Consider the following 13196-nt stretch of genomic DNA (forward strand, 5'->3'; position numbering starts at 1 on the left):
AAAAATTTACTATATAAATAACAATGGGGATTTAAAGCTGCTTCTTGTTGTTTGAATAATTTGACAAAATATACTTTTTATGATATAGTGTAAAAATAGATTTAAGAGAACTCTAAACTCTAAACTCTAAACTCTAAACTCTAAACTCTAAACTCTAAACTCTAAACTCTAAACTCTAAACTCTAAACTCTAAACTCTAAACTCTAAACTCTAAACTCTAAACTCTAAACTCTAAACTCTAAACTCTAAACTCTAGTTTAAAGTTAGAATAGAGTAAAAATATTTTAAATTTTTTGTAAAAAGATATAATAATTTAAAATATTTAATTAAAAGAGAACAAGAATGAGTAATAATTTTGATGAAAAAGTTCCTGAATTATAAGATGCTATTGATTCTGAGGCAAGTATGTTCTGTTCCTACAGAAGAGATATTGAAGCATTAAAGAAATTTACTTTATTAACTATAAAAATATTAAAGGGGAAGTATTATGAATATAATAAAAAAAATAAATCAATTACATAAAAGATGGAATACTATGAATATAATAAAAGAAATAAATAAACTAAATAAAAATGCTGAACATGAAAAAATTATTGAAATTATAACTGCAATTCCAAAAGAGCAAAGAGATACAGAACTTTTTAGCTTGCTTGCCAGAGCTTATAATAATACAAAAAGATATGATGAAGCATTGGATAATTTAATGTATATAAGAGAAGAATGCATTGACGATGCTTTATGGAATTATAGGATTGGTTATGCTTATTATTATAAAGGCGATAAAGAAAAAGCAGAAATGCATTTTAAAAAAGTTTATGATTTAAATAATGAAGATACAGACGCTTATAATTTTTATATGCTATGTACTGAAGATAAAGATGATGGAATAAATTTTGAAGAGAGAGTTAATAGGTTTTGGAAATGGTTTGAAGAAAATGAAAAAGTTATCTCTGATTATATAGATAAAAAATCTGATATGTCATCAGAGGAAATAATTAAATTTGTTTCTAATGGTGTAGGTTTAATATCTAATAATCTGAAGTTTAATTTCGGGGGTAATTATGAGTTTACATTTACTGTAGAAAGCAAAGAATATTTATTTTATCTTACTCCTAGAATATCAGCTGCTATGCCTGAGAAGTTAAAAAGTAAATGGAAATTCTTTCCTTATATGCCAAAACAAGATATAGATGATGCTAATTTTGTAGTATATGATAAAGATTTAAGTTTTAAAGAAATTTTAGTATCAGCTGAATATGATGAAGATGATAATTTCTTTAATTTGAAATTTTTTAATGAAAAGTTAAATCAATTAAATGAAAATTATGCTTATAATGCTTTTTATGTAATGCTTGAACATGCTGTAGGTGAGAATATATTCAAATTATATTTATTAGGAAATGTTAAAAAAAGTAATAAAAAACTTGATGGTATGATAGAGCTTACAAAACTTTATGACTTTATAATGGATACTCTAAAAAAAGAAAATAATGATATTATTACAGATCCTATAGATAACTATATAGATTATGACTGTATGCCTAAAAATAATTTCTTTAGAGAAGATATATTTATGGGTAGTACATGCTATAAGGAACTTATTAGTGATTATGCTGATGAGAATGTAAGGGCTATTGTTAATATTTCTAAAATGGGAGCAAGGGCTGTGTATTTAGCTTATGAATTGTTAGACAATAAAGACGATGTTTATGACGATGAAAATGTAAAAAAATTTCTTGATGAAAGAGATAAGATTGCAAATGAGCTTGAAAGTATAATGGGTGAGAAGGGAAGCGGCAAAGAAATAGGTATACTATTAGGCAGTGCTTTTGGAATACTATGCGGATATATAGATTTACTTTTATACAATCAAGATGAGTTTATAAAAAGAGCTGAAGAAGTATTAAAAAAATACAATCATAAATTTAAATTATTGAGATTCAGACAGTATTCAGAAACTATAAAGACATTTAATGATTAATTAAATAAAATAATATTAATGTGTTTTTTTAGTGCATACTGCATGTATTATAATAGTTTATACATATTCCTAAGATATTAGTTATAGTATTTGCGTTTTTCGCGAAGCGTGCCCGTAAAAACATTTTTTAAGTTTTTTATATTTGCGGGGACTAGCCCCCGCACCCCAACTTCTTTTGCGACCGTAGGAAGTGCCCTTGCGGCGTGCCACAAAGAAGCAAAAAGGCTGCATTAAAAAAACTAGCTTTAAAACATATCCAAAATACAAGTATTATTTTATACTAATACATATTAAAAATATATAAAGCTATAACATTTGTACTTTTTGCAACTTTTTGCTACGGGAAAAAGTTGATAGAAAATTATTATTTTAATATATACTGAAAATTTTAAGTTTTTTATTTTTATTATTTGCGGGGCTTTTTAATATTTTTAAGAAGCTTTTTTCTTTTTGCATTTATTTGTTAATTTATGAATTTGCTAATTTTAAAAAATAGTATATAATCGTACTAATTCTATATAAGGATTAAGCCATATGATTAAATTAATAGAAATGAAAAACAACTTAAAAAATAAAAATGTATATCATCAAATTTTTAATGAAGCTTTCCCAATCGAAGAGAGATGGAATTTTGAGATGATACTTGAAAATAAAAGCAACTCTAGATATAAGTTTTATTCTATTTTAGATGATGATAAACCAATAGGCTTAACTATGATTTGGATTTTTGAAAAGTTTTATTTTGGCGAATATCTTGCTATAGATAAAAATTTAAGAGGTAAAAATTACGGCTCACAAGTATTAAATAAAATATTTGATATGCATGATGATAAATTAATTGTTATAGAAGTAGAGCCTTATGACTTGAATGATATAGCAAAAAGAAGAATTAATTGGTATAAGAGATGCGGATTTATATTATCAGATTATGATTATGATATGCCTTGTATAAAAGATGGAAAAAGAGATACAATGAAAATGCAGATTATGACAAATAAAGAAATACAAACTAAAGAAGAATATAATAATATCATCACAACATTATATGATAAAGTTTATAACCCTAGATTAGATAATATTAATAATTGGAAAGAGATTTAAAATTATTAAATAATTTAAATCTTCTTTTTGGGCTAAATATTAATATAATATGCCCTACTATATCTTTTTTGTTTATAAGACCGAAATGCCTGCTGTCTTCGCTTAAAGATATATTATCGCCCAAAACAAAATATTCATCTTTGCCAATATTGTAAATGGCATTATCTTCTTTGCTAAAAATATAATATCTATGCCTTATAAGCTCATCATTTAAATATAATCCGCCTTCAAAAATCTCTACTTTATCTCCCTCTTTTCCTATAACACGCTTCACCAAATTATTAGTACCCCTTCTAAAAACAATAACATCAAAGTTTTTAATATTATTAAAAATAAAATTATTTTTTAAAAGAAGTATTTGGTCGCCTTCATAAAAAGTAGGCTCCATAGATTTATTGCTTACTATATAAGTGTCAAAGAAAAATACCCTAATAAATCCTGCCAAAAATAAAGCAAGAAAAGATGCTAATATTATCTCTAAAATCTGTTTTTTATTCATTATTAATTATTTAAATCTCTCTTCCATTTGTTAATTAAATTAAGAGCCTCTATTGGAGTGATATCATTAATATTTAAATCTTTAATTTCTTTTTCTATTTCGCTTTCTTTTGTTTCTTTATCATCAAAATCAATCTTAGAATCTGCTTTAGAATTAAAAGGAAGAATGTCTGGAGATTTTTTATTATTTATCTCTATATTCTCAACTTGTATGCCAGCCTCATTCTCAAGCTTTTTTAATATCTCTGAAGCTCTTTGTATAACTTTATTCGGAGCACCTGCAATTTTTGCCGCATATATACCATAACTAGATTCAGCCGCCCCCTCAATAACTTTTTTCATAAATATTATTTCATCTTTATACTCTTCAACTAATACCTTATAATTTTTAACTCCCTCCAAATCTTCAAGCATAGTAAGCTCATGATAATGCGTAGCAAATAATGTTTTTGATTTTTTGTTTTCTTCATTTACTAAATATTCAACTATAGCCCAAGCAATAGAAAGCCCATCATAAGTAGAAGTGCCTCTCCCTATCTCATCCATTATAACAAGGCTTTTATCTGTACAATGATTAAGTATATAAGCAGTTTCATTCATCTCTACCAAAAATGTACTCTCACCCTTTGCTATATTATCGCTCGCCCCAACTCTTGTAAATATTCTATCAACTATAGATATCTTAGCACTCTTAGCAGGCACAAATGAACCAATCTGTGCAAGAAGTACTATTAAAGCAGTTTGCCTCAAATATGTACTTTTACCGCTCATGTTAGGGCCTGTAATTATTAGCAAATGCTCATTTTTATTGTCTAAATATGTATCATTTGCTATAAAGCTTTCATTTTTTAAATTCGCTTCAACTACAGGGTGTCTTCCTTCTTTTATGTCTATTATGCCGTCATCTGTTATAATAGGCTTTGTATAATTTTCTTCTGCAGCAAGGCAAGCTAAAGAAACATAAACATCTATTACCGATATTATCTTTGCCATTTTTAATATAGATGTTAAATATTCATTAACTTTATTACGAACTTCTATAAATATGTCATATTCTAAAGCATAACTTTTTTCATTAGCTTCGTTTATAGTTTTCTCATATTCCATAAGTTTGCTTGTAGTGTATCTCTCGCTTCCTACCAATGTTTGCCTTTTTATAAAATCTTTCGGAACTAATGATATATTAGATTTTGTTATCTCTATATAATATCCTATAACATTATTATATCTTATTTTAAGATTGTTAATTGTAGTAGCTGCTTTATATTCATTTTCTAATTCGCTTATCCAAGTTCTTCCTTCTCTTCTTGCCTCATTATATTTTTTTAGTTTTTCATCATAATCATCTTTTATAATGTCGCCTTCATTTAATACAATTTTAGGGTCTTCCAATATTGCTCTTTCGATTAAATCTGTAATAATTTTTATATCGCTTATCTCTTCAAAGTTTACATCATTAAAATTATTAAGCACAAGCTCTGTAATTATTTGCAAAGATGAAAATAAAAACCTCTTTAAAGACACTAACTCTTTAGGGTTAATCCTACCAAGTGCTAATTTTGAAGCAAGTCTCTCTATATCTCCCACATCAGAAAGCATGTCCATTATTCTATACATAAACTTCTGATTCTTATAAAAATATTCAACATTATTAAGCCTTTTATTTATCTCATCAATATTAAGCAAAGGCTCTACTATTATTCGTTTTAAATATCTCGCTCCCATAGATGTTTTTGTTTTGTCTATGGTGTCGAACAATGTCATCTTATTATTGTCGTTTCTTATAGTTTCCAAAATCTCTAAACTAGATATTGTTGCATAGTCTAATGTCATAGAGTCTTTTCTGTTGTAGAGTTTGATGTTTGATATATGCTCTAATGATGTTTTTGATAATTCTTGTAAATAATATATTAAAGAACCAAGAAGTGAAACTATTAAATGCTTATCTTCTATACCGAAGCTTTTTAATGATATTGTCTTAAAATGATTAGTTAATAATTTATACGCATAAGAATATTCTGCTGTATAATTTGGGGTTGTGCTAAAGAATATATTTGAAAACCTGTTTTGTATTTCTTTTATTATCTTACTTTCTTTTACAGATTCTATACTCATTATCTCTTTTGGTGAAAATCTTATAATCTCTTCGCATATCTCATCTAAAAAGTCTTTTATATTGTTATTATTATTTTCAATTTCTGTAACATACAATTCACCCGTAGATATATCGCATATACCAATAGCAATATTATTCTCACTTTTAGAAACTATTATGGAAGCTAAATAATTATTGCTTTTTGATTCTAAATATTTGTTTTCTGCAATAGTGCCGGGTGTTATTACTTGAGTAACATCTCTTTTTACTATGCCTTTTGCCGTTTTAGGGTCTTCCATTTGGTCGCATATAGCTATTTTCCTACCGCTTTTTACTAATTTTGACAAATAATTATCTATAGCATGATATGGAACACCTGCCATTGGAACATTTGCCCTTTTAGTGAGAGTAAGACCTAAAAGCTCTGAAACTACTTTAGCATCTTCAAAAAATACTTCGTAAAAATCTCCCATTCTAAACAAAAGTATACTATCGCTATATTTATCTTTAATCTCTTTGTATTGCCTCATCATTGGCGTGAGTTTTTCTTCTTTGTTTACATTTTCTGATGATTCTTCTGAAAAAAAAGTTTCTTGCATATTTTTTTTAAATCCGTTACCATTTTTATTAAAAATTAGTATATTATATTTATAGAGTTTTATCAAATAAAATTATATATAAGAAGTGTATTATAATAATTTTAATATAATTTTTGCAAAAATATTATGTAAATACCACTTTTATATTGCTTTTTTATATTAAATATTGTATAGTAATATTACTTCATACGATATTGTTTTAATTAATTACTTTTTATTAAATTTAGCATATATAAAAACACAATATATATAAAAAATACCATTATAGAGAGGATTGAGTAATGCTCAGTCCTTTCGCTTTTTTAATTATTGTATCTTAAAAATTAATTAAAAATAATCAGAGAAATAAACTTGTTCTTTAGGTATGATACTTTCTAAAAGTTTGATAGCATTAGCTGTTGATTCTATCCTTCCTATTTTATAAAGATATGATGGGCTTTTATAGCTCATAAGCATAGTAGTTAAAGTTTTTATGTCCATTTTTATAATATATCTGTCTTTTGAGTTTCTTTTATATTCTTTTGATATTCTTTTACATACTGTGTTTTTATCTTCATTCCAATAAAGCATAAAGCTTGCATTATTCCACTTAGCCATATCATCTTTAATTATTAAATTAATTTTTTTGTTTTTTGGCTTTCTTAAAAAAGGATAATTATTAATAAATCCTTTAACATCTGTAATTCTCGCCATAATGTATGGTCTTATAGTTTCTTTTATTTCGCTATCTTCAAGCAAAAATGCTATAGGTTCATTTGTGTAGTTGTATCCTTTAACTTCATCAACCATAGAGAAATGTGCAGATATATAATTCCAAAGCCCAAGCCTAGCTTCAAAATTAATATAAACCATCTCTTTTATATGAAACACATCATTTTCAATAACATAAACCAAATAGCCCTCAGCTTCATTTTTATCATTATAATATAAAGCAACTATAGTGTCATCAACTTCCCATCTCCAATACTCTTCCCACTCCAAATCTCCTCGAATTAAAGCACCATGCCTAGTATAAGAAAATTTATTATAAAGCTCTTTCAAATCATCGCTGTCTGTAGCAACTCTCTCCACTCTTCCTTTACTAGTCATAGTTTTAGGAAGCTGAGTGTCTTTTATAGTAAAGCTCATTTTGTCAGATATTATCTCCCACCCTTTTCTTCTGTAGAAAGGAATAGAATACGGATATAATACAGATATAGTCTGCCCCTCTTTTTTCATGTTTTCAATACTTTTTATCATCAAATCATTCATAAGACCAAGATTAGAATATTCTGGGTAGGTAGCAACTCCTGTAATACCTGCCATTTTGTATATCACTCCATGAATATTCATTTTCATAGGGTATACTGCTATCTGAGAAGCTAACTTATTTCCGTCAAACCAACCTAAAACCTTTGCCTTGCTTAATACTGCAGATTTTGCCTGCTTTATTTCATCAACTTCATATCCTAAAGTAATAAGTTCATTATTGCTCACCTGAAAAGCATATCTTAATAAATTATTGAAATCATCCAAATCTTTTAAAGTTAAATATCTGATTTTAAATTTTTTCTTTTTTTTATTTATTAAATCTTTATCAATCATATAAAACCTAGACTTTACATAACTATATAATAATATTAATGTAGAATTATATAATTGTCAATTATTTTGTACTACTCGCCTAGCTGTGCACTCCCTACGGTCGTACCGAGTAGGTGCCTATCGGCAAAATAACTTGGGGTGCTAGCCTACTGGCACACTCAAATATTTTTATTTTACTCAACTTTTTCCCGCCTTCGCTATGCGGACTTCGTCAAAGTTGCAAAAAGTGCAAGTGTACTTTGATTTTACATGTTAGTAATATATATTAAATGCAGTTCTTTTGGTTCTTTTATACCAATAAAAGAACTGGGGTGCGGGGCAAAGCCCTGCAAACAACTAAAATAAAAAATTTTATAATATATTGAAATAATAATTTTTTATCAACTTTTTTGTCGCTCAAAAAAGTTGCAAAAAACGCAAGTACTATCGCTAATGTCTTAAGAATATGTATTAGTATAAAATAATACTTGTATTTTAGGTTAAAAAAAATGCAGTCTTTTTGCTTCTTTGGGCACGCCTCCGGTACTTCCTTCGGTCGCAAAAGAAGTGGGGGTGCGGGGTACGAGCTGTACCACCTTGCCGCACGGTAATACTCTGCTTTAATCATATCCTTTCAGATGTGCGGGGGTATTACTTTTTAATACACAATTATTTCTTCTTCTCCTTAAAAGTAAGTAATTTATCTCTATAATACTCGTACTGCTTTTTACGCAATTCAATCTCAGCAGGCAGCCCCCTAGTGATGTCATTGCATAGCGTGTCGAATTGGTCAAGTATTTTAACGATACGTTCCTGCTCCTCCAAAGGCGGTATTGGAACTAAAAATTTTCTTATTTTTTCCATTGGAATATTTTTCATTGAAGAAGACTGTAATAATTTATTAATTTGTGTATTAAAAAAAATATTACTTTGAAAATAGTATATCATAAATTTAGGAAGTATTATTTTTTTATCAAATCTTATTAAAGCAACATTTGGAGCTAAATAATATTTATCATTTTTATCTATTAACGCAACTTCTCCAATAGTTCCAACATAAGTAAATAACATATCATCAATATATAATTTACTTCTTGTTAATTTTGTTAAATCACTTTCATCAATATATTTTACTTCATCTAAATTTAGTCTTCCATTTTTAACATTAAGACCTCTTAAAGCAATTATTTTGCCTTTATTAGAATAAGTAACATATTTTGTAAATTCAAATCCTGCCAATTTTGTTACTAATCCTACATCTCCAACTGTTTTATATTCAACCTCGTCGCCGAAAGTCAACAGCTTGTCTCTGTAATACTCATACTGCTTTTTTCTTAATTCTAATTCTTTATTTAATAAATCTTGATATTTTGTAAAAGTGTCTAATATACGAACTATCTCTTTTTGTATTTCTATTGGCGGTATTGGAATTGAAATATTTTTTATTTCACCAGCTGTTATAAGCGGAATACCACCACCTTTTATATAATTATTCAATCTAGCATTGATTAAGATGTAATACATATATTTAAAATATATATCTGAATTTAATTCTGTTATTATTAATGTGTTGTCTGATACATCATATAAACCATCAGCAATATGAATATAACCTGCATTAACACCAACGCGGGCAATTAATATATGTGGCTTATCAAAAACATAATCATCAGAATATGCTATTATACCAGTAGAACCATAGACAGGATATTTTCCAGTTTCATTTTTTATTTTGTTTCTTCCTGATTTAATTTCTGATACATCACCAAGATTTTTCCATTCCACGCCGTCAGCACAGTGTTTTTTTAATAACTCTTCAAATTTACTCATAACTAAAACATTATAAACAATTATAATCTTTTTCTCAATTACATTTTTGCTAAAGTAATAAATTATTATATCGATAGTTTTACTATAATGTATATTAATAGTTTTATAATTATTATCTTGTAGAGGTGTTCTTGTGTATAATTCTATAGTTGGCTATGCTCTTAAAATTATTAAAGGTAATATCTTATTTTCTATTATCATTTTTATAGCTATGTCACAATTAATGACTATTACTTCTATTTTTGCACTCATGTGGAAATATGAAATATTATTAAACGAAAATATTCCTTTCTTCAGGGCTTTTTCTATATACTCACTTATTATAGTTTTGATTATTGTAGTGCTATTAATTGCTATTATTACAATTATATACATATTCTCAAAAAATAGCCGTATGTTTTCTACTTTAAGAATATTCGGTGCTACTACATTATCTTTAAAAAGGCTTTCTTTAGCTTTAAGTTTTTTATATCCTCTTATATCTTACATAATTTCAAGCATAGAGATAATTATAATTTATATTAGATACCGTTCTTATATTTTAACTATTATAAACACAACTGAAGTATTAAACAATGCATTTACTATATTTTGTTTTAATGTGGTATTATTTTTAATATTTATGTTTGGTGCTTTTATTACTAATACTGTACTTTTAAAAAGAGACCCTTATGAAGATTTGAGAGGAACGCTATGAATATAAAAATTATTAATATTTCTAAAACTTTTTCTTTAGGTGTAAATAAATTAGATGCTTGTAAGGATATTAGTTTAGATATTAACCAAGGAGATTATATAAGTTTTGTAGGGCATACTGGAAGCGGTAAGAGCACTCTATTAAGCATTATAGGAGGTATATTAAAGCCTACAAGCGGTTCTATATATTATGACTCTTACAAACTTGATAACCCTTCAGAAGAAGTATTATCTAGCTTTAGAAGAGAATATTTTTCATATATATTTCAATATCCTGTTATTATACCTACAATTAATGTATTAGATAATATATTAATACCTTTAGCTTTCAAGCATAAAATTACAGATGAAAAAATAAATCAAACAAAAGAAAACATAGAATTATTCGGACTAAAAGAAAAAATACACCTAAAAGCAGCACATCTATCAGGCGGTGAGATGAAAAAAGTAGCAATACTTAGAGCTTTAGCCTATGGATGTAAATGCCTAATAGCAGATGAACCAACGAGCGATTTAGACCCAGAAACAACTACTTTGCTTATGGAAATATTAAATACTCTCAACAATCAAGGAACTACAATCATTATGGTAACGCATGCTCATAATATAGCTGCACATGCCAAAAATGTATATGAAATGTCTGAAGGCAAAATTGTAAGATGCCTCAAATAACTATATAATTTTACTAAAATATTACAAATTTTTTAAAAAAATATTACTTCTTGTGATAATTTTGTACTTTAACTATCAAATTACTATTGACAATAATACTATTTAGTAGTATAATGTTTTCAATAAATAAAAATAAAAAAAGGAGATTTATTTATGTCTTCTCAAATGAATGAACAATTAGAAGCAATTTACAACAAAATAGTAAAAAGAAATCCCGGTGAAGTTGAATTTCACCAAGCAGTGAAAGAAGTATTAAGTACTTTAGAAGTTGTATTAAAGAAAAAACCTCATTATATTGAACAGAAAATAATAGAAAGAATGTGTGAACCTGAAAGACAAATTATGTTCAGAGTTCCTTGGATGGATGATAAAGGGGAAATACAGGTAAATAGAGGTTTCCGTGTACAATTCTCAAGTGTTATAGGGCCATACAAAGGCGGACTTCGTTTTCACCCTTCTGTATATTTAGGTATTATCAAATTTTTAAGCTTTGAACAAATATTTAAAAATGCATTAACAGGATTACCTATAGGCGGTGGTAAAGGCGGTTCTGACTTTGACCCTAAAGGAAAAAGTGATAATGAAGTTATGCGTTTCTGCCAAAGCTTTATGACAGAACTTCAAAGACATATAGGTTATGATATTGATGTTCCTGCAGGTGATATAGGGGTTGGCGGAAGAGAAATTGGATACTTATTTGGTCAATATAAAAGACTTAAAAATAGATTTGAGGCAGGTGTATTGACAGGTAAAGGCTTAGGTTACGGCGGTTCTTTAGTTCGTACTGAAGCTACTGGTTATGGACTTGTATATTTCACTGACCTTATGCTTAAAACTAATGGAAAAAATGGTTTTGAAGGTAAAAAAGTAGTAGTTTCTGGTTCTGGCAATGTTGCTATATATGCTATGGAAAAAGCTAGTCAATTAGGAGCTAAAGTTGTTGCTTGTTCTGACTCTAACGGAGTTATTTATGATGAAAACGGCATTAATTTAGATACTGTAAAAAGATTAAAAGAAGTAGAGAGAAAAAGAATAAAAGAATATGCTGATGTGTACAAAAATGCTAAATATATTGAAAATGGAAACATTTGGGATATTGCATGCGACATTGCTATGCCTTGTGCTACTCAAAATGAACTTGATGCTAAGAGTGCTGAGACATTAGTTAAAAACGGATGTATATCTGTTACTGAAGGAGCTAATATGCCTTGTACTCCTGAAGCTGTTGATATATTCCAAAAAGCTGGAGTATTATTCGCACCCGGAAAAGCTACTAATGCTGGCGGTGTTGCTACTTCTGCTTTAGAGATGCAGCAAAATGCTTCTATGGATAAATGGGATTTTGATTATACTGATAACAAGCTTAAAAACATTATGACTAATATACACAATACTTGTTATGCAACTGCTGAAGAGTATGGATTTAAAGGTGATTATTTGAAAGGTGCTAATATAGCAGGATTTGTGAAAGTTGCTGATATTATGATTCCTTATGGGTTAGTATAATGGGTTATATGTAAAATTAAAAAACAAGGGGCTTTTAAGCCCCTTATTTTTTGTCAATTTTTTATTGTTCTTTTTCCCGCGTACGAGCTGTACCACCTTGCCGCACTACTCGCCTAGCTGTGCACTCCTTACGGTCGGCGGCTTGCCGCACGACAATACTCTGTTTTAATCATAACCTTCTACGCGTGCGGAGGAGTGCTTTTTTATTCACAATTATTTTTTTCTTTGAAGTATTCGCCATATGAGTTTTCCACACGGTAATGCTATGCTTTAATTATAACTTCTTAGTTGTGCGGGGGAGTGCATTTTAATGTACAATTAAATTATGAAATTTATAATAAAAATGCAGTTCTTCGCGAAGCGTATCCGAAGGATATAAGGTTATTTTATACCAATACTGAGTAGGTGCCTATCGGCAAAAGAAGTGGGGTGCTACCCTACGGGCACGCTTCGCAGGGGGGCAAAGCCCTGCAAATAACTAAAATAAAAAAGTTAAAAAATATTTCTGGATATTAAATAATAATTTTCTATCAACTTTTTCCCGTAGCAAAAAGTTGCAAAAAGTACAAATGTTATAGCTTTATATATTTTTAATATGTATTAGTATAAAATAATACTTGTATTTTGGATATGTTTTAAAGCTAGTTTTTTTAAT

Annotated in this window: 9 protein-coding genes; 5 read left to right on the plus strand and 4 right to left on the minus strand. The window is 28.1% G+C overall.

All coding sequences use genetic code 11. The annotated features are described in order from the left end of the window. Nucleotides 1-487: 487 nt before the first annotated feature. Together GQX97_RS06110 and GQX97_RS06115 are read left to right on the plus strand one after the other, a co-directional pair. Complete coding sequence (locus GQX97_RS06110; protein ID WP_232473270.1) at nt 488-1981, plus strand: tetratricopeptide repeat protein; 1494 nt, start codon at nt 488-490, stop codon at nt 1979-1981. A gap of 534 nt (nt 1982-2515) precedes the next feature. Then, entirely contained in the window at nt 2516-3082 is a 567-nt protein-coding gene (locus GQX97_RS06115; protein WP_157151072.1) for a GNAT family N-acetyltransferase, read from the plus strand. Here GQX97_RS06115 and lepB read toward each other — a convergent pair. The 4 genes from lepB to GQX97_RS06135 all read right to left on the minus strand — a co-directional run bounded on the left by lepB (nt 3060) and on the right by GQX97_RS06135 (nt 9667). After that, on the minus strand, nt 3060-3581 hold the full coding sequence (gene lepB, locus GQX97_RS06120; protein WP_157151073.1) for a signal peptidase I: 522 nt from the start codon (nt 3579-3581) through the stop codon (nt 3060-3062). The genes GQX97_RS06115 and lepB overlap by 23 nt on opposite strands. A gap of 2 nt (nt 3582-3583) precedes the next feature. Next, nucleotides 3584-6274, minus strand: coding sequence for a DNA mismatch repair protein MutS (gene mutS, locus GQX97_RS06125; protein WP_157151074.1), 2691 nt, complete (start codon nt 6272-6274; stop codon nt 3584-3586). Between the two features lie 327 nt (nt 6275-6601). Next, a complete protein-coding gene (eis, locus tag GQX97_RS06130) occupies nt 6602-7858 on the minus strand; it encodes an enhanced intracellular survival protein Eis (RefSeq protein ID WP_157151075.1) in 1257 nt (418 codons plus the stop codon). A 648-nt stretch (nt 7859-8506) separates the two neighbouring features. After that, nucleotides 8507-9667 carry a restriction endonuclease subunit S gene (locus GQX97_RS06135; RefSeq protein WP_157151076.1) on the minus strand — a complete coding sequence of 387 codons (1161 nt, stop codon included), beginning with the start codon at nt 9665-9667 and terminating at the stop codon, nt 8507-8509. Nucleotides 9668-9800: 133 nt separating this feature from the next. On the opposite strand from GQX97_RS06135, the gene GQX97_RS06140 reads away from it, so the two are divergent. The 3 genes from GQX97_RS06140 to gdhA all read left to right on the plus strand — a co-directional run bounded on the left by GQX97_RS06140 (nt 9801) and on the right by gdhA (nt 12541). Then, nucleotides 9801-10364 (plus strand): hypothetical protein, encoded by a 564-nt coding sequence (locus tag GQX97_RS06140; RefSeq protein ID WP_157151077.1) that lies wholly within the window; start codon nt 9801-9803, stop codon nt 10362-10364. After that, the gene (locus GQX97_RS06145) at nt 10361-11035 is read left to right on the plus strand and encodes an ABC transporter ATP-binding protein (protein ID WP_157151078.1); all 675 of its coding nucleotides are present in this window, start codon (nt 10361-10363) and stop codon (nt 11033-11035) included. Before GQX97_RS06140 ends, GQX97_RS06145 begins: the two co-directional genes overlap by 4 nt. Before the next feature lie 165 nt (nt 11036-11200). Continuing rightward, nucleotides 11201-12541, plus strand: a complete 1341-nt coding sequence (gene gdhA, locus GQX97_RS06150; RefSeq protein ID WP_407921882.1) for an NADP-specific glutamate dehydrogenase — start codon at nt 11201-11203, stop codon at nt 12539-12541. The last annotated feature ends 655 nt before the right edge of the window (nt 12542-13196 follow it).

The sequence above is a fragment of the Brachyspira sp. SAP_772 genome, assembly GCF_009755885.1.
GTDB lineage: Bacteria > Spirochaetota > Brachyspiria > Brachyspirales > Brachyspiraceae > Brachyspira.

Coding starts and splice junctions, on each gene's coding strand:
- GQX97_RS06110 (WP_232473270.1), top strand. CDS start 488: ATGAATATAATAAAAAAAATAAATCAATTACATAAAAGATGGAATACT.
- gdhA (WP_407921882.1), top strand. CDS start 11,201: ATGAATGAACAATTAGAAGCAATTTACAACAAAATAGTAAAAAGAAAT.
- GQX97_RS06135 (WP_157151076.1), bottom strand. CDS start 9,667: ATGAGTAAATTTGAAGAGTTATTAAAAAAACACTGTGCTGACGGCGTG.
- lepB (WP_157151073.1), bottom strand. CDS start 3,581: ATGAATAAAAAACAGATTTTAGAGATAATATTAGCATCTTTTCTTGCT.
- GQX97_RS06145 (WP_157151078.1), top strand. CDS start 10,361: ATGAATATAAAAATTATTAATATTTCTAAAACTTTTTCTTTAGGTGTA.
- eis (WP_157151075.1), bottom strand. CDS start 7,858: ATGATTGATAAAGATTTAATAAATAAAAAAAAGAAAAAATTTAAAATC.
- mutS (WP_157151074.1), bottom strand. CDS start 6,274: ATGCAAGAAACTTTTTTTTCAGAAGAATCATCAGAAAATGTAAACAAA.
- GQX97_RS06115 (WP_157151072.1), top strand. CDS start 2,516: ATGATTAAATTAATAGAAATGAAAAACAACTTAAAAAATAAAAATGTA.